This window comes from Acinetobacter sp. 24-47-64 (assembly GCF_057737055.1).
Window position 1 is genome coordinate 1212336 of record NZ_CM173215.1, and the last position, 17257, is coordinate 1229592.

Sequence of the window (17257 nt, forward strand, 5' to 3'; positions counted from 1 at the left end):
TCATCATTGGTATTATTCATGTCTCAACATCCTGTGATCCGTGATTTATTTGATCGCGAAAAAACAACTCCTGTTTTTGTAGCACCCATGGCAGGTGTAACGGATCGACCATTTAGAACCTTGTGTAAATATTTTGGTGCAGGACATGCAGTTAGTGAAATGATGACTTCTGACAAAACGCTGCGTATGAGCAAGAAAAGTCTCTACCGAGCCAACTTTGATGGTGAAATTGCTCCAATTTCAGCACAAATAGCAGGATCAGACCCACGGGATTTAGCTGAAGCTGCACGATATCAAGTGTCAAATGGTGCTCAAATCGTTGACATCAATATGGGCTGCCCAGCGAAAAAGGTGTGCAATAAATTAGCAGGCTCTGCACTCTTACAAGATGAAGACTTGGTAGCCAGAATTTTAGATGCGGTGGTGGAGGCAGTAGATGTCCCTGTAACACTTAAAACGCGCTTAGGATTTTTAAACGGACATGAAAATATTATGCGTGTGTCGAAGCGCGCAGAACAAGCGGGTATTGCAGCTTTAGCATTGCATGGTCGTACACGGGAAGATATGTATTTAAATACTGCACGTTATGATCTAATTAAAGAAGTGAAGCAAAATATCTCTATTCCAGTCATTGCAAACGGAGATATTGATAGCCCAGAAAAAGCCAAGTATGTATTAGATCATACTGGTGCTGATGCCGTGATGATTGGTCGAGCAGCACAAGGTCGTCCATGGATTTTTAGAGAAATTGCTCATTATTTAAAAACGGGACAGCCACTTGCAGCGCCATCGATTGCTGAAGTAAAAGAAGTTCTATTGGGTCATCTGAATGAGCTATATGAATTTTACGGTGAGTATTCAGGCTGTCGCATTGCACGTAAACATATCGCGTGGTACACCAAAGGTCTCCACTCAAGTAATGAATTTCGTCAGAATATGTACAAAGTAGAAAGTACAGCGGAACAAGCCAAAGTCGTAGCCAATTATTTCGATTTACTTTTGGCAGAAGGGCAAATTATGAGTGATGTTCAAGTAGAATCTGTGGATTTATTAAAATCAGGTTGAGTTTCTATATGTCAGCACTTAACTGAAATAAGTTATTCATAATGTCTGCACTTAACTGAAATAAGTTATTCATAGATTCTACTGTTTAAATTCAAGAGGTTGTAAATTTATTTCAGAATCCGATTTTTTCTCTTCAGAAGAATGTGATTGATCTTGATTTAAAATTTGAGCATCTAGCTGCTCAACATTATGTTGAGTGGACTGATCTTTATCTTGAGCATGTGAATAGGTGTCTATTCCGAATCCAAACACCATAAGTGCTAATAATACAAAACCCATACTTTTCGCTACATAATTTAACAATTCATTGTAAATTAAAAAACTACAGCTCGGTATGGGTTTTATCGATTATTTAAGCATCATATTGATCAATTTCTAATATGATTTGATTGATTAAATCAGGTGCTTCTAAAACTCTGATTTGATTTACATTACTTCCTGCCCAGAATGCACCAAAACTTTCATCTTTGTTGGTTAATGCTGCTGCATTTAGTTGTTTACCTAAATCATATGCATAAGGGTAGGGAGCAACTAACTCACGCTGAGGTAAATCTACGAGAGTTGACCAACTGTTGATTATCCCTCTCGCTGGTCGCCCAGAGATGCTTGATGTAATTTGAGTTAAAGGCTTACTTAATAATGCATTACGATAAGCTGCATTTGCAGCTGAACTCTTGCATTGTACAAATGCAGTACCGAGTTGTACGGCTGAAGCTCCGAGATTCATCATATATTTAGCTTGAAAGCCATTCATGATTCCACCAGCTGCTACGACAGGTATCTTGCAGGTAGGAACAAGTAATTTTATTAAATCTGCTGTTTTGATTGCACTGTCAAAATGCTCATTAAAAATACCACGGTGTCCTCCCGCTTCAATACCTTGTGCAATGATGATATCAATCCCAGCGTCTTCAATTGCTCTAGCTTCCGCTAAGTTCGTTGCTGATACCATCGTAATAATACCAGCCTCTTTGAGGGCAGATATTTGATGTGCATGAGGTATCCCAAAGTGAAAACTCACCGCCTTAGGTCGAGTTTCTAAGACTAAATCTAAAAAATCATCATTATCTAAAAAACTGGGGTAAATACATTTTAATTCTTTGGGTGGTTCAGTATTAAAGTTATCAAAGTGGGGTTTTAGATAATTTATCCAGTTTAGATTCCGTTCAGAATAAAGTTCAGTTGGTTTGTGGCAAAAGAAATTCACCTGAAAGGGTAAATCTGTTAATTTTTGAGTTGCAACTATTTGTTGTCGAGCATTTTGGATACTGGCAGCACCTAAACCAAGAGACCCCAATCCACCTTGATTGGATACTTCAGCTGCCAGTTCTGGTGTGGATACCCCAGCCATTGGCGCTAAAAAAATGGGGTGCTGAATGGATAATTGTTCGAGTAAAGACATAATCAAGCTCCATGATTCAATTTCACTTTGCACAATCATGGTCAGAGAATCAAATTATATTCATTATTTAATGCGAAAATGCAAAGCGTCAAACTGTGTCGCATGAGTGATCACTGACATTTGGTAGAATAAATAAACAATTATAATATTCGAAATCTCATTGCTTCCCCATACATATATGTCTGATCGTATCCGTGAAAAATTACAGATTTTAGCTGATGCTGCCAAATATGATGTGTCTTGTTCCTCAAGTGGTAGTAACCGCAAGAACAAAGATAAAGGTCTTGGTAATACAGGTTCCGGAATTTGCCATAGTTATACCGAAGATGGTCGCTGTGTTTCATTATTAAAAATTTTATTCTCAAATGTCTGTATTTATGATTGTGCGTATTGTGTCTCTCGCCGTTCAAATGACGTAAAGCGAGCAGCATTTACCGTCCAAGAAGTGGTAGATCTGACCATTAATTTTTATCGTCGAAACTATATAGAAGGGTTATTTTTAAGTTCAGGAATTTTTAAATCCGCGGATTACACCATGGAGAGAATGCTTCAAGTCGTAAAAAAATTAAGACTGGAAGAAAATTTTAATGGGTATATTCATCTCAAAACTATTCCGGGCGCTTCGCAAGAGATTATTCATGAGGCTGGACTGTATGTCGATCGGATGAGCATTAACTTAGAAATGCCGACAGAAGAAGGCTTGGTGAAATTTGCCCCTGAAAAGTCGCATTCAGAAGTGCAGAAAGATTTAGGTATTGTGAGAGACCGTTTGATTGAATTGAAAGATGAGAGAAAACTAATCAAGTCGGTTCCTAAATTTGTGCCTGCAGGTCAGACAACACAAATGGTGGTCGGTGCGCATCACGAAACAGATCGTGATGTAATCTTGATGGCTGACAAGCACTATAAAGATTTTAAATTAAAACGGGTGTATTACTCAGGATATATACCTATCAATCCAGAAGACTCTGCTTTACCTGCTGTAGGTTCTGCACCGCCGTTATTGCGAGAAAATCGCTTATATCAATCAGATTGGTTAATGCGTTTTTATGGATTTGAAGCCAACGAAATTGTGGATGAAGCACATCCCAATTTAGATTTAGAGGTTGATCCTAAATTAGGTTGGGCTTTAAGACATCCAGAGCAGTTTCCAGTGGATATTAATACTGCTGAATATAAAATGATTTTGCGTGTTCCTGGCATTGGTGTGAGATCTGCTAAGAAAATTGTACAGGCTCGCCGTTTTGGAAAAATTCATATCGATCAGTTAAAGCGCTTAGGCGTTGCTTATAATCGTGCTCAACATTTTATTCGATGTGCTGATACACCTAAGTTTAAAAGAGAACAGCACGCTCATCAGATCCGCCAGCAAATTTTACAAAGTGGGCAATCAAAATATGTGAAACAACTGTCACCTCAACTAGGATTTGGGTTTTAAATGGCTGTGTATGTTTTTGATGGTACCATGACTGGGTTGCTGTGCTGTGTTTTTAGAGCTTTTCAATTCAAAGAGTTCGACGTAAAAGTTCAAACTGAAGGAAATGCTCACCAGAATTTGTTTGATGAGTCAGTCCGAGTTTACAGTGAAGAAAAGCAAGCTGAACGAGTCTGGCAAGGATTAAAATCTAAAATTTCTGCTTCAAGTTTGCGTAATTGGTATTTTACTTTTTTGTCTGAGCAGGAAGTGGCATACCAACATCTATTTGATTATTCCATTTATATCTTTAAGCACCAATATGCCGTTGAAAAAAATTTCGGTCATCATGATGTTTTAGCGCTTGCACAATGGGCTAAACAAGTTGGTCGTGAAAAGCACCGAATGGAGGCATTTGTTCGCTTTAAAAAGTGTAAGGATGGTTTATTTTTATCATTAGTAAGACCAGATTTTAATGTTCTGCCTTTAATCTCTAAGCATTTCAAAGCACGTTATCAAGATCAGCGTTGGTTAATTTATGATGAAAAGCGACGCTACGGAATTTACTATGATTTGAAGCAAGTCCATCAAGTTAATTTGAATGCGGCCGAAATTGATCAAAATATCCATATAGGTTCTAGTCAATCATTCATGATTGAACTCGATGATCAAGAAGAGCTATATGATCAACTTTGGAAGGATTATTTTAAGAGTGTAAATATAGTGGCACGTGATAATCCTAAGTTGCATGTTCAATACGTACCTAAAAGGTATTGGAGATATATGAATGAAAAACGGGTTTAGTATGATTTTTTAAAAATAAGCTGTTGAATTTATTTGATAAAATATAATAAAAACAATTTTTTAAGAGTGTTTTAAATTTATACTACTAAAATTATTAATATTTTTTGATTATATTTCTTTAAGGGTTATTTACATAAGATATTGAATTATATATTTATATATATTGTTCTTAGATTGCATTGAAATTTAATTATACTTTATAGGTATATATTAGGTCATAAAATAAAATTATTTGTATTTTTAATATTCAAAATTAACTTATGAATTTTTAATTTTCATTTTTTTTCTAAAAATATCAAAACTTAATTTTATATGAGTTAATTTTTATGACGATTCATATTTAGTCATCTCAGCCCAATTGGACTCTATAAATCTTTTTTTCTTAGACTAATAGTTAAGCCCGACTTTTTCATTCAAAAAGTGAATGTCACTAGAATTTCGACCTTTGAAATTATTTAACGCGCAATTCATTTTTGAGTGTGAAATTTATTGCATTTAACAATGGATTCACTTTTTTGAATTAGAAGGGTCTTCCATGGATATTCACGTTGATGAGCAATCTCAACCACCTAAGAAGCAAAAGTTTTATCAAATTTTATATGTTCAAGTCATCTTTGCAATTATTGCGGGTGTCACACTTGGACATTTTATGCCGGAGTTGGGGGCAAGTTTAAAACCTCTTGGCGATGCTTTTATTAAAATCGTCAAAATGATCATTGCACCCGTTATTTTCTTGACTGTGGTCACGGGTATTGCTGGTATGACGAATATGGGCGCAGTGGGGCGAGTGACGGGTAAAGCAATGGCTTACTTTTTAACTTTCTCTACGCTTGCGCTGATTGTGGGCATGATTGTTGCTAATCTTATTCAGCCGGGTAAAGGTCTTAATATCGATCCTGCTGCTTTAGAAGGTGACAAAGTTTCAACTTATGTTGAAAAAGCTCAGGATGCCTCTATTGTTGACTTCTTCATGAATATCATACCAAAGACTTTAATCAGTCCTTTGGCGGGTGGTGATATTCTTCAGGTTTTATTTGTTGCTGTTCTATTTGGTTTAGCGCTTGCAGCGGTGGGTGAAAAAGGGAAACCAGTTACAGACTTCTTAACGACACTGACCGCTCCGGTATTTTACCTTGTCGGTATGTTGATGAAACTAGCTCCAATTGGTGCATTTGGTGCGATGGCGTATACGATTGGTGCTTTCGGTATTTCGAGTATTGGAAATTTACTATTATTAATCGTAACGTTCTATATTACTTCACTTTTATTTGTTCTGCTTATTCTGGGAGCAGTTGCACGATACAATGGATTTTCTATCATTGATCTCATCCGCTATATCAAAGATGAATTATGGTTAGTATTAGGCACGAGCTCTTCTGAAGCTGCACTGCCAACGCTGATGAATAAAATGGAAAAAGCGGGTTGTGAAAAGTCGGTCGTTGGTTTGGTCATTCCAACTGGATATTCATTTAATTTAGATGGTACAAATATCTATATGACGATGGCTGCTCTTTTTATTGCTCAAGCCTGTAATATCGATTTGACCATTTGGGAACAGATCACAATTTTGTTGGTTGCGATGATTAGTTCAAAAGGGGCTGCAGGTGTAACGGGGGCGGGCTTTATTACTCTGGCAGCTACATTATCCGTTGTTCCAGCATTACCTGTTGCAGGGATGGCACTTATTTTAGGTATCGATCGTTTTATGTCTGAATGCCGCGCATTAACTAACCTTGTTGGCAATGCTTGTGCAGCAATCGTTGTAGCACGTTGGGATAATGCATTAGATAAAGAACAATTAGATGCAACTTTGAAAAAGAAAGTAGAGGCTTGACTTCACTTTTAATATCTAAATCTTAAGCCCATCTTCGGATGGGTTTTTATATAGATGATGCAGCATTTAAAAAACTCAAAGTAAGCACATAAAGACTTATTATAAGAACAAACTTTGGTGACTTAGCTGATTTCAATCGGCTGAAATTTAATACTCCTTTCTTTTTCTTTTTCTTTTTCTTTTTCTATTAAGTGGTTGTAATTGCACTATAGAAAGATAAAAACGCCCAATTGAAATTAGGCGTTCTCAAATATCGATATTTGCTGATTAGCAACCTGTAAGTTTTTCAGGCTGAGGCTTTTCATTCGGGAAAAATAGTGGACGAAGTTTCACACCTATACCATTACCAATAAAAGCGAAAATCAGCCATAACCACCCATGTAGACTGCCTGATGCAATGCCGCTGAAATAAGCACCGATGTTACAACCGTATGCTAATCGAGCGCCATAACCCAACATGATCCCCCCAATGACTGCTGCTAGAATTGAGCGTTTAGGGATATTGAGACTCGGTGCAAATTTTCCAGCGAGACCTGCTGCAAGTAAAGCGCCGAGCATGATGCCAAAATTCATCATAGAGGTGATATCGAACCACAATGAATTTGCTAAAGCTTTCGCATTTCCAGGTTGTTGCCAATATTCCCAAGCTGTTACATCAATTCCGACCAATGTTGCACCTTTCGCTGCCCATACTGCAAGCGCAGATGTGACACCCCATGGGCGACCAGCCAATGCAAGCGTGGCGAAATTAAGCAGGGTGAGAATAATACCACCCCAAATTAAAGGCCATGGTCCCTTTAAGAAACGTTTCCAGCCTTGATGTGCTGCAATAGGTTCTTGTTCAAGCTGACCGTGGCGTTTTTTCTCGAAGTAGATTGTTGCTAATGCGATTAAACCAAATAGCACAAAATTGAGTAATAGCGCTGGAATAACACCAAAGCTTTGTACTACTGAAATAGGGGCTAAATGTGGCAGTGCAAACCACCATTCAATATGTGAAGTTGCGATCAGTGAGCCTAAACAGAAAAAGAATAGAGTGATCAGCATACGTGAGCTACCACCACCGACAGTATAAAGTGTCCCAGATGCGCAACCACCACCCAGTTGCATGCCAATTCCGAAAATAAAAGCACCAATCATCACGGACATCGATACGGGATTGACGTTGCCTTTAACGGGTTGACCAAATAACTCACCTGCACCTAAAGCTGGGAAGAAGAGCAGTACTGCCAGGGCGAGCATAATCATTTGTGCACGTAAACCGCGACCTTTGCGTTCTTTAATAAAAACGCGCCAGCTCGACGTAAAACCAAATGATGCATGGTAGAGCGTCATACCAAGCGCGCCACCAATGAGGAATAACAGGGCTTGATTAATTCCCACAATTTGATGAGCACCAAGGGTACCTACGATCAATAAAACAATAGCGATCCAGACCGATGGCTGTGATCGGTCAGATTGAGCTGCAATAATGGACATGGAGATAAGAAAAGCTGATAAAACACATCAGCATTTTAATTGATTGGTTGCAGGTTGATAGTCCTACACTTCGTTTATCCATTAAATGCTGATGGGTAATACTGATTTTACATATTGATAATACTTATATGTTTAACCAACAGGTACATTAAACAGTGAGCCAATCCAACTTGAAAATGCCATGGCTGCGATTCCCCAAAGCGTAATTCGCAAGGCTGATTTTACTTTAGACGTTCCAGCAAAATATCCAGATAAAGCCCCTAGAATAAATAACGCTAAAATGCCAAAAATGGCAACACTGTATTCTAAATATGCAGGAGGACTGATCAGTATAGCGATCATCGGGCAAGCTGCACCTATTGAAAAGGCGGTGGCAGAAGACCAAGCGGCTTGAAAAGGTTGAGCTGTTGTATTTTCATGGATACCAATTTCATCACGTGCATGTGCAGCTAACGCATCATGCTCGCTCAGTTGTATAGCAACTTGATGAGCAAGTTCGGGTGATAGTCCTCTTTGTATATAAATATGCGTTAATTCTTTCAGTTCGATTTGTGGATTGCGTGCTAACTCACTTGCTTCAAACTTTAGATCAGCTTCTTCAATATCAGACTGAGATTTTACTGAAATATATTCACCAGCTGCCATGGACGTTGCGCCTGCAATCAAACCAGCAATACAAGTGATTAAAAGGGTATGTTGATTCGCGCCACTTGCTGCCATCCCCATGATTAAACTAGTGACTGAAATTATACCGTCGTTGGCACCAAGAACAGCAGCTCTTAACCAACCTGTGCGATGTATATAATGTGGTTCTGTATGGTGCGAATAGCTCATAGGATTTTGTCTTATTATCTGAAAATGTTATTCAAAAATGAGTTGTTATTCATACAGTATAGGCTTGATTCGTATCTTGGGGCTGTAAAATTGAACTATTTGAGAAAAAATTAAAGCCTCTAAAGAGGCTTTAATTGGTAAAACTCAAATTATTGTTGAGCTTTTTCTTTTACATTCGCTGCACCTTCTTCTACAGCTGCCGCAGCATTAGCAGTTGCTTCTTTAGCCGCTTCTGAAGCGTTGTGCGCAGCGTTTTCAGCATGTGCAGCAGCATTATCTGCAGCTTGTGCTGTCGCATCAGCAGCATTGTCGACTGCAGTTGCAGTTGATTGAGCTGCATCTTCAGTCGCATTTTGAATATCTGCACCTGCTTGTTCAGCAGCATTTTCTAAATGTTCACCAGTTGTCGCGCCAGTTTCAGGAGCTTTATCCTTATTACACCCAACCAAAGCAACTGTAGCAGCAAGACCTAAAGCAACAAGAATCTTATTCATTTTATCTTCCTTTTTTAATTCAATGAGTATCCAAGTAGCATGGATGAGAACAATATAAGCAGATTTTAAATAAAGTTTTATTCAAAAATTGTAAAGATAATATTGGCTTATAAAAGAGCCCCGAGAAAGAGTTTTCTCAGGGCTACACTTTAGTGTGGTATGTTAAGGCTTAAATTACTGTCCAGAACGAATGATGTAATCAAACGCTGACAGTGATGCTTTCGCGCCTTCACCAGTGGCAATGATGATTTGTTTATAAGGTACTATTGTACAGTCACCCGCAGCAAATACACCTTTTACATTGGTTTCGTTGCGATCGTTAATCACAATCTCACCACGATTCGTCAGCTCAACTTTGGTTTCTTTTAAGAAATCAGTGTTTGGTAACAAACCAATTTGTACGAAGATTCCCGCCAATTCGACTGTGTGTTCTTCATCCGTCGCACGATCTTTGTATTTCAGTGCAGTCACTTGTTTGCCATCACCGACCACTTCCGTAGACAACGCATTTTTGATGACAGTCGTGTTAGGTAAGCTGTTCAATTTATCTTGAAGGACTTGGTCAGCACGTAGCTTAGTATCAAACTCAACTAAAGTGACATGCTCAACAATACCAGCCAAATCAATCGCAGCTTCAACACCAGAGTTACCACCACCGATCACAGCCACACGTTTGCCTTTGAACAATGGACCATCACAGTGTGGGCAGTACGCAACACCACGGGTTTTGTATTCTTGCTCACCTGGTACATTCATTTCTCTCCAACGAGCACCTGTAGACAGGATGACCGTTTTCGATTCAAGTTTTGCACCATTCTCTAAAGTCACTTCAACTAAACCGTTGGCAGTTTCATCTGCACCTTTGATGTCAGACACACGTTGTAGGTTCATGATGTCGACACCGTATTCACGAACATGTGCTTCCATTTCAGCCGCAAACTTAGGACCTTGCGTCTTTTGCACTGATGTAAAGTTTTCAATATCCATGGTGTCCATGACCTGACCACCCATGCGCTCAGCAACGATTCCTGTACGGATACCTTTACGAGCCGCATAGATTGCAGATGTGTTACCTGCAGGACCACCACCGATCACAAGCACGTCAAATGCATCTTTGGCATTGAGTTTTTCAGCATCTTTCGCTGCAGAGTTAGTATCGAGCTTCGCAACAATTTCTTCCAATGTCATACGACCTTGACCAATATGTTCGTTGTCTTGGAACACCATTGGGACAGCCATGATTTTGCGTTCTTCAACTTCGTCTTGGAAGAATGCACCATCAATCATGGTTGCAGTTGTGCCAGGGTTGTAGATTGCGATCAAGTTAAGTGCTTGAACCACATCTGGACAGTTATGACAGCTTAAAGATACGAATACGTCAAAGTCAGATTTGATTTCTAAAGCTTTGATGGATGCTAATACTTCATCAGATACTTTTGGTGCATAACCAGAAGTTTGTAGCAATGCCAAAATCAAAGAAGTGAACTCATGACCCATTGGTAAACCTGCGAAGAAGACACGCGGTTCTTCACCTGCTTTTGCAATACCAAAGCTCGGCGCACGTTTATTTTGACCATCAAAACGAGCTGTGACGAATGGAGAAAGTGCTGCCACTTCTTCCACAAGTTCTTTGATTTTTGCAGATTTGTCTGAATCATTTAAAGTCGCAACCAATTCGATTGGACCTTCAAGGCGTTCTAAAAGCGTTTTTAATTGAGCTGAAGTATTTTGATCTAACATTGCTAACGTCTCCAAAGGAGTAATAATTCATTCGATACAGGTATACTAAGACAATTGATTGAATAGATAAAACAGTTTGTTTTTATAAATTCAATCGGAAAAATGAATTTAATCAAAGTCTTTGGTGTAGATGTATGAAAGTATTGAGTTAAAACTTGAATTTTCAAGTATAAAAGCAATTCGAATTCAGATATTTACATTAAAATTATTTTAATAGATATGAGCGAGGACCAATTATGACCTTAGAGAGAGGCATTTATAAACACTATAAAGGACAACTTTATCAAGTCCTTCATGTAGCGACGCATAGTGAAACTCAAGAAAAGCTTGTGGTCTATCAATGCCTTTATGGAGATTATTCAATATGGGTAAGGCCATTAGCGATGTTTACAGAAAGCATTTATCTAGAGGATGATGATCGTGAAATTGAACGTTTTAAATTGATTCAAAAATTATGATGATTGTCATAGTAAAGACTTTATCTTTGATTAGTTTATAGAAATCGATTCAATGAGAATATGTCATGAATGCTGAATTTTTAAGTCAAATGCAAAGTTTATATCAGCAGTTAATTCAACATGATGCATATCAAACTGATCGCGATCTGAGATATCGAAATATAAAACCAGAATCTGCCCATTATATTTCGATGCTTATTAAGATCCAGACCTCTAAACGAATTCTTGAAATAGGAACTTCGACAGGATATTTAACATTATGGATGGCGGAGTCGGTTTCGGATCATCAGGGTCGAGTGACGACGGTTGATATAAACTCAAAAAGAACAGCACTTGCGACTCAGTACGCCAAACAGTTTAGTTTAGATCACCTTATTGATTTTATCAGCAGTGATGCAATTAATTTATTAATTAATGAAGGCGATGTGTATGACTTAATTATCTTAGATGCGAATCGACATGCATATCCTGATTATTGGCAATATTTAAAAAAGGTACTACATCCTGAACATGGCGTAATACTTGTAGATAAAGTGATTTCCCATGCTGCTGAAATACAAAGTTTTTTAAAGGATGTTAAGGCTGATCCTGATTTTTGCACGATGACGCTGAATATTGGGTGTGGATTATTGATGATTACGCGGAATTGATGGTGATTGAGAATTTGATGGATTGAACACAAAAAAACCACGCAAAGCGTGGTTTTTTTTAGTGCTATCTAATGAATTAGATTTTACCAACTAGATCGATTGAAGGAGCAAGAGTTGCATCGCCTTCTTTCCATTTAGCAGGGCAAACTTCGCCTGGGTGAGCGTGAACGTATTGAGCTGCTTTAACTTTACGAAGAAGTTCTTGAGCATCACGACCGATACCACCAGCGTTGATTTCAACGATTTGGATTTTACCTTCTGGGTCGATTACGAAAGTACCACGGTCAGCAAGACCAGCAGATTCGATTAGAACTTCGAAGTTTTTAGAAAGAGTCCAAGTTGGATCGCCGATTAATGGGTATTGGATTTTACCAATTACGTCAGAAGTGTCGTGCCAAGCTTTGTGAGTGAAGTGAGTGTCAGTAGAAACACCGTAGATTTCCACGCCTAATTTTTGGAATTCAGCGTAGTTGTCAGCAAGGTCACCAAGTTCAGTTGGGCAAACGAAAGTGAAGTCAGCAGGGTAGAAAAATACTACAGACCATTTGCCTTTAAGATCAGCTTCAGTCACGTCTACGAATTGACCGTTGTGGTAAGCTGTAGCTGCGAATGGTTTAACTTCAGTATTAATTAAGCTCATCATTGTCTCCATGATTGAGGTTAGTCTTTAATTTTCAATTAGAGTATCGAACTTTCGTTCTGTGCTGAAATGGTATTTTTACATTACAAAAATCGGAAAAACCGAATTATGTAAATTGATTGCCATTTAAGTTTGTCATCTGTCTTCCTTGTAACACATCAAAATGATGTATTCGTGACAGGATGAGAAAATTTCACATGCCTACCAACATGAAGACACTGAAGTGAAAATTCAAGGGTAAATATTAAAAAAATCATCATTATTTTGGATTTAGTTTTTCAAAAATATAAAAAGCTACATGAAAATTTCAAAAATTGTATGAATTGTCACATAACACGGCTGACATGTTTCTATTTCAACATAAGATCATTTTAAGCTTTATATTCTCATTTAATCTAAAAAAATAGTCCGATTCAGATTTGGGATAATTTTTGAAAATGAGTAGAATAAAGCGTTTCGTAATTGATATAGGGCTAAAACTTGGCAACGATAGGGTTAAATGTAGAACAAATGGTGATGGCACGAGATCTTCATCGTTTAAATCGACTACGCAAAGGAAAAGATGCCAATGAAAAGCAATATCAAGAACTTTTTGAAAAATCAAATTTAAAAGTACAACAGCGTATTCAACGCATTCCTAATATCAAACTTAATCAAGATTTACCTGTTACCCAATATGCAGACAAATTGATTGAGGCCATTCAAAAACATCAGGTCATTATCGTTGCGGGTGAAACAGGTTCAGGTAAAACAACTCAGCTTCCTCAGATAGCCATGCTTGCGGGGCGTGGTTTAACAGGGTTAATTGGTCATACCCAGCCACGACGATTAGCTGCGCGCAGTGTATCGCAACGTATTGCAGAAGAGGTGGGTGAAAAACTCGGTGAGTCTATTTCATTTAAAGTAAGGTTTAACGAACAGGGTTCACAGGACTCTATCGTTCGTTTAATGACAGATGGTATTTTGCTGGCTGAATTGGCTCATGATCGTTTCTTAACCAAATATGACACCATTATTATTGATGAAGCACATGAGCGCTCGCTCAATATTGACTTCATCATGGGCTATTTAAAACAGCTCTTGCCACGTCGTAAAGATCTTAAAGTCATCATCACATCTGCAACTTTAGACGTTAATCGTTTTTCAAGTTACTTCAATAACGCACCGATCTTTGAGGTTGAAGGTCGTAGTTTTCCTGTAGAAGTGCGTTATCGTCCGATCTCTGAAATGAGTATTATAGGGAGTGATGATGATGAGTTTGATGACTTTGAAGAAAACCTACCGCGCGCAGTAGTATCAGCTGTTGAAGAATGTTTCAAAGATGCACAGGAAAAAGGTCATCCTGAACACGCAGATATTTTGATTTTTGCCAGTACGGAACAAGAGATTCGTGAGCTACAGGAAACTTTAATCAAACATGGACCTCGTCATACAGAAGTTCTACCTTTGTATGCGAGACTAGCGTTATCTGAACAACAAAAGATTTTTAATCCTGCAGGTGGTGGACGGCGTATCATTATTGCCACCAACGTTGCGGAAACTGCATTGACCGTTCCAAACATACGTTACGTCATTGATAGTGGTTTTGCACGTATCTCTCGTTATAACTACCGTTCGCGTGTTCAGCGTTTACCGATTGAAGCGATTTCTCAAGCAGCAGCCAATCAACGTAAAGGTCGTTGTGGTCGTATTGCACCGGGTGTGTGTATTCGACTGTATTCAGAAGAAGACTTTTTAAGTCGTCCCGAATTTACTGAACCTGAAATCAAACGTACTAATTTGGCATCTGTTATTTTGCAGATGCAGAGTTTAGGTCTTGGAACACTCGAAGATTTTGACTTTATTGAACCGCCTGATCATCGTCTCGTCAATGATGGTCGTAAACTGCTGATTGAACTCGGGGCGATGACGGAAAAGAGTAATCCTTCTGTTGTGGCTAAAACAGCCTCATCTTTAGATAAAGGTGGACTTCAAGGCAAAGGCGATTCTCTCACCAAAATTGGTCAACAAATGGCAAAAATGCCAATTGATCCAAGACTCGCACGTATGATTTTGGGGGGTGCTCATTTTGGGGCGCTCAATGAAGTATTGATTATCGTGGCAGCGTTAGCTGTTCAGGATCCAAGAGAGCGTCCTGCTGATAAACAAATGCAAGCGGATCAGAAGCATGCCTTGTTTCGTGAAGCCGACTCTGACTTTCTGTTCTATCTCAAATTATGGGATGCGTTGGTTGCAAATCGGGAGATGAGTGAAAATAAGCGTCGCTCATTTGCACGTAATCATTTCTTCAGTTGGTTACGCTTGAGAGAATGGAAAAAAACACATGAGCAACTGGTTGATCTTGCTCAAGGCTTAAAGCTTTCTTTTAATGAAAAGAAAACCAGTTACGAAAATCTTCACAGAGCTTTACTCACGGGACTATTGTCATTCATTGCAAATAAAACAGATGAACGCAATGTATTCATGGCAGTGCGTCAACAAAAGGCACGTATATTTCCTGCATCAACCTTACACAAAACCAATACACCATGGGTCATGGCATTTGAGATGGTAGAAACCTCTCAGGTGTATTTACGAACACTGGCAAAAATTGAGCCTGAGTGGATTTTGCTAGCTGCACGTGATTTAGTGAAACATCATTACTTTGAACCGCATTGGTCGAAAAAAGCAGGTGTAGTTAACGCATATGATCAAATTTCACTGTTTGGTTTGATTATTGAACCTAAGCGTCAAATCAATTATGAAAAGGTCGATCAAACTGCGGCGCATGAAATTTTCCTTCGCGATGCTTTAACGACGGGTCATCTGGGGATTACACCACCATTTTTAAAACATAACTTGCTTAAACTAGAAGAAGTTGAGCGAGTTGAAGACAAATTGCGTCGTCGTGATTTGGTGGTAGATGAAGAGACGATTTATCAGTTTTATGCAGCAAAAGTGCCTGAAGATGTAGCGAGTCGGCGTAGTTTTGAAGATTGGCGTGCAACAGTTGAGCCTCAAAAACCACGTTATTTGTTCATCGATGACGATGCTTTGTGGCTTAACGATCGTCCAACCACCCAACAGTTCCCTGATTACTTACGTAATGGGGACCTTCGTTTAGCGGCAAGTTATCGATTTGACCCAAGTCATGATGAAGATGGTGCGACGGTCAAGATTCCACTACAGGCCCTGCCACAAGTAGATGAAAACTTATGGTCATGGGGCATTCCAGGTTGGCGTCTTGATTTGATTGAAGCACTATTAAAAGCTCTTCCAAAAGATAAGCGTCGTGGCTTGGTACCTATACCAGATACAGCGCGTAAACTGATGACCAAAATAGATGCGCAAGATTTACAAAAGCATATTTTTAGTTTTTTAGCTTTTCAATTGAGAGGCGAACAGATCACTGAAAAAGATTTTAATGTAGATCGAATTGAACAATATCTTTTACCGCTCATTAAAGTCATCGATGAAAAAGGACGAGTGATTGAGCAAGGTCGCGATTTATCTGAATTAAAAGCACGCTGTCGTACTGAAACGCATAGTCCAGTCAAGCAGTTAAAAGGTGAGTATCAAACTTTCCCTGAGCATTTTGTGTTTGAAGCATCGCAAAAAGTCACAGGTGTCGTCGTCAAACAATATCAAGCACTTGTACCAAGCAAGGAATTTTCTAAGCTTGAGCAAAAGGATGAGTCAGGTGTTGTCATTCAAACGTTTAATGATCAGCATGAAGCGATACGCCATCATCGTGCTGGTATTATTCGCCTGATTCATATGCAGCTAGGTGATTTGATTCGACAGCTTAAAAAACAAATTTCTAAACCACTCGCATTAGCCTATTCCCCTTTGGGTGATAAAGCTCAGTTAGAACAAATGTTAGTTTACGCAACATTGCAAATGGCTTTAGAAAAAGAGCCTGTAGATGCGCAAGATTTCCAAACAATTCTGCAGGCTGTCAAGCAGTCTTTCCTGACGCATGGTCAAAAGGTCTTGGCTGCCTTTAATGACATTTATGTACAATGGCAACAAATTCGACGCGAGTTGATGATGATTGATGCCAATGTATTTGGTAAAAATATCGATGATATTGAAGATCAACTTGATCTGATGAATCTAGCGGATTTTGCTTATAGTAAATCTGTAGATGTGTGGATTGAATTTCCACGCTATCTTAAAGCTTTATTGATTAGGATTGATCGTTTGCCTCATAATCTAAAACGAGATGATGATGCGATTGCTCAAGTCGATCCTTGGATGGATAAATTATTTAAATATAAAAATGATCAAAAATTGAAAGAGCTATATTTTATGGTTGAAGAGCTCAGAATCTCATTATTCTCTCAACCGATGAAAACCAAGATGCCAATTTCGCCAAACCGTATTCAAAAAGTATGGGAACGTCTCGGAATCAGTTAATATAGCTTTAATTTGAAATATTGAGTTACTCAAAAAAGGAGTTTT

Annotated in this window: 14 protein-coding genes; 7 read left to right on the top strand and 7 right to left on the bottom strand. The window is 38.6% G+C overall.

What is annotated here, in order from left to right; genetic code table 11:
* Window positions 1-18 precede the first annotated feature (18 nt).
* Window positions 19-1065 carry a tRNA dihydrouridine synthase DusB gene (gene dusB / locus AC1M85_RS05755; protein WP_481589043.1) on the top strand — a complete coding sequence of 349 codons (1047 nt, stop codon included), beginning with the start codon at window positions 19-21 and terminating at the stop codon, window positions 1063-1065.
* Between the two features lie 78 nt (window positions 1066-1143).
* On the opposite strand, the gene AC1M85_RS05760 is transcribed toward dusB, so the two are convergent.
* A complete protein-coding gene (locus AC1M85_RS05760; RefSeq protein WP_488213733.1) occupies window positions 1144-1344 on the bottom strand; it encodes a hypothetical protein in 201 nt (66 codons plus the stop codon).
* A 73-nt stretch (window positions 1345-1417) separates the two neighbouring features.
* Window positions 1418-2467 carry an NAD(P)H-dependent flavin oxidoreductase gene (locus tag AC1M85_RS05765; RefSeq protein WP_488213734.1) on the bottom strand — a complete coding sequence of 350 codons (1050 nt, stop codon included), beginning with the start codon at window positions 2465-2467 and terminating at the stop codon, window positions 1418-1420.
* A 178-nt stretch (window positions 2468-2645) separates the two neighbouring features.
* Between AC1M85_RS05765 and AC1M85_RS05770 the strand changes: the two genes are divergently transcribed.
* The 3 genes from AC1M85_RS05770 to AC1M85_RS05780 all read left to right on the top strand — a co-directional run bounded on the left by AC1M85_RS05770 (window position 2646) and on the right by AC1M85_RS05780 (window position 6519).
* Window positions 2646-3905 carry a putative DNA modification/repair radical SAM protein gene (locus tag AC1M85_RS05770; protein ID WP_488213735.1) on the top strand — a complete coding sequence of 420 codons (1260 nt, stop codon included), beginning with the start codon at window positions 2646-2648 and terminating at the stop codon, window positions 3903-3905.
* Window positions 3906-4685, top strand: coding sequence for a TIGR03915 family putative DNA repair protein (locus AC1M85_RS05775; protein ID WP_180028408.1), 780 nt, complete (start codon window positions 3906-3908; stop codon window positions 4683-4685).
* 535 nt (window positions 4686-5220) lie between these two features.
* Complete coding sequence (locus tag AC1M85_RS05780) at window positions 5221-6519, top strand: dicarboxylate/amino acid:cation symporter (RefSeq protein WP_035265514.1); 1299 nt, start codon at window positions 5221-5223, stop codon at window positions 6517-6519.
* A gap of 267 nt (window positions 6520-6786) precedes the next feature.
* On the opposite strand, the gene AC1M85_RS05785 is transcribed toward AC1M85_RS05780, so the two are convergent.
* The 4 genes from AC1M85_RS05785 to ahpF all read right to left on the bottom strand — a co-directional run bounded on the left by AC1M85_RS05785 (window position 6787) and on the right by ahpF (window position 11066).
* On the bottom strand, window positions 6787-7998 hold the full coding sequence (locus AC1M85_RS05785; RefSeq protein ID WP_488213736.1) for a YeeE/YedE family protein: 1212 nt from the start codon (window positions 7996-7998) through the stop codon (window positions 6787-6789).
* Between the two features lie 132 nt (window positions 7999-8130).
* On the bottom strand, window positions 8131-8832 hold the full coding sequence (locus AC1M85_RS05790) for a VIT1/CCC1 transporter family protein (RefSeq protein WP_481612214.1): 702 nt from the start codon (window positions 8830-8832) through the stop codon (window positions 8131-8133).
* Between the two features lie 149 nt (window positions 8833-8981).
* Window positions 8982-9326 (bottom strand): hypothetical protein, encoded by a 345-nt coding sequence (locus AC1M85_RS05795; protein WP_035265393.1) that lies wholly within the window; start codon window positions 9324-9326, stop codon window positions 8982-8984.
* A gap of 174 nt (window positions 9327-9500) precedes the next feature.
* On the bottom strand, window positions 9501-11066 hold the full coding sequence (ahpF, locus tag AC1M85_RS05800; protein WP_488213737.1) for an alkyl hydroperoxide reductase subunit F: 1566 nt from the start codon (window positions 11064-11066) through the stop codon (window positions 9501-9503).
* Window positions 11067-11302: 236 nt separating this feature from the next.
* Between ahpF and AC1M85_RS05805 the strand changes: the two genes are divergently transcribed.
* Together AC1M85_RS05805 and AC1M85_RS05810 are read left to right on the top strand one after the other, a co-directional pair.
* Window positions 11303-11524, top strand: a complete 222-nt coding sequence (locus AC1M85_RS05805; RefSeq protein ID WP_035270203.1) for a DUF1653 domain-containing protein — start codon at window positions 11303-11305, stop codon at window positions 11522-11524.
* Between the two features lie 65 nt (window positions 11525-11589).
* Window positions 11590-12174 (top strand): O-methyltransferase, encoded by a 585-nt coding sequence (locus AC1M85_RS05810; RefSeq protein ID WP_481607625.1) that lies wholly within the window; start codon window positions 11590-11592, stop codon window positions 12172-12174.
* Window positions 12175-12250: 76 nt separating this feature from the next.
* Here the strand turns inward: AC1M85_RS05810 and ahpC are convergent, their stop codons facing one another.
* Window positions 12251-12814, bottom strand: coding sequence for an alkyl hydroperoxide reductase subunit C (gene ahpC / locus AC1M85_RS05815; RefSeq protein WP_035270191.1), 564 nt, complete (start codon window positions 12812-12814; stop codon window positions 12251-12253).
* A 510-nt stretch (window positions 12815-13324) separates the two neighbouring features.
* Between ahpC and hrpA the strand changes: the two genes are divergently transcribed.
* Window positions 13325-17212 carry an ATP-dependent RNA helicase HrpA gene (hrpA, locus tag AC1M85_RS05820; RefSeq protein ID WP_488213854.1) on the top strand — a complete coding sequence of 1296 codons (3888 nt, stop codon included), beginning with the start codon at window positions 13325-13327 and terminating at the stop codon, window positions 17210-17212.
* The last annotated feature ends 45 nt before the right edge of the window (window positions 17213-17257 follow it).

Excerpts from the sequence above, each read along its gene's own strand:
- dusB (WP_481589043.1), top strand. The coding sequence starts at position 19 with ATGTCTCAACATCCTGTGATCCGTGATTTATTTGATCGCGAAAAAACA.
- AC1M85_RS05760 (WP_488213733.1), bottom strand. The coding sequence starts at position 1,344 with ATGGGTTTTGTATTATTAGCACTTATGGTGTTTGGATTCGGAATAGAC.
- AC1M85_RS05765 (WP_488213734.1), bottom strand. The coding sequence starts at position 2,467 with ATGTCTTTACTCGAACAATTATCCATTCAGCACCCCATTTTTTTAGCG.
- AC1M85_RS05770 (WP_488213735.1), top strand. The coding sequence starts at position 2,646 with ATGTCTGATCGTATCCGTGAAAAATTACAGATTTTAGCTGATGCTGCC.
- AC1M85_RS05775 (WP_180028408.1), top strand. The coding sequence starts at position 3,906 with ATGGCTGTGTATGTTTTTGATGGTACCATGACTGGGTTGCTGTGCTGT.
- AC1M85_RS05780 (WP_035265514.1), top strand. The coding sequence starts at position 5,221 with ATGGATATTCACGTTGATGAGCAATCTCAACCACCTAAGAAGCAAAAG.
- AC1M85_RS05785 (WP_488213736.1), bottom strand. The coding sequence starts at position 7,998 with ATGTCCATTATTGCAGCTCAATCTGACCGATCACAGCCATCGGTCTGG.
- AC1M85_RS05790 (WP_481612214.1), bottom strand. The coding sequence starts at position 8,832 with ATGAGCTATTCGCACCATACAGAACCACATTATATACATCGCACAGGT.
- AC1M85_RS05795 (WP_035265393.1), bottom strand. The coding sequence starts at position 9,326 with ATGAATAAGATTCTTGTTGCTTTAGGTCTTGCTGCTACAGTTGCTTTG.
- ahpF (WP_488213737.1), bottom strand. The coding sequence starts at position 11,066 with ATGTTAGATCAAAATACTTCAGCTCAATTAAAAACGCTTTTAGAACGC.
- AC1M85_RS05805 (WP_035270203.1), top strand. The coding sequence starts at position 11,303 with ATGACCTTAGAGAGAGGCATTTATAAACACTATAAAGGACAACTTTAT.
- AC1M85_RS05810 (WP_481607625.1), top strand. The coding sequence starts at position 11,590 with ATGAATGCTGAATTTTTAAGTCAAATGCAAAGTTTATATCAGCAGTTA.
- ahpC (WP_035270191.1), bottom strand. The coding sequence starts at position 12,814 with ATGAGCTTAATTAATACTGAAGTTAAACCATTCGCAGCTACAGCTTAC.
- hrpA (WP_488213854.1), top strand. The coding sequence starts at position 13,325 with ATGGTGATGGCACGAGATCTTCATCGTTTAAATCGACTACGCAAAGGA.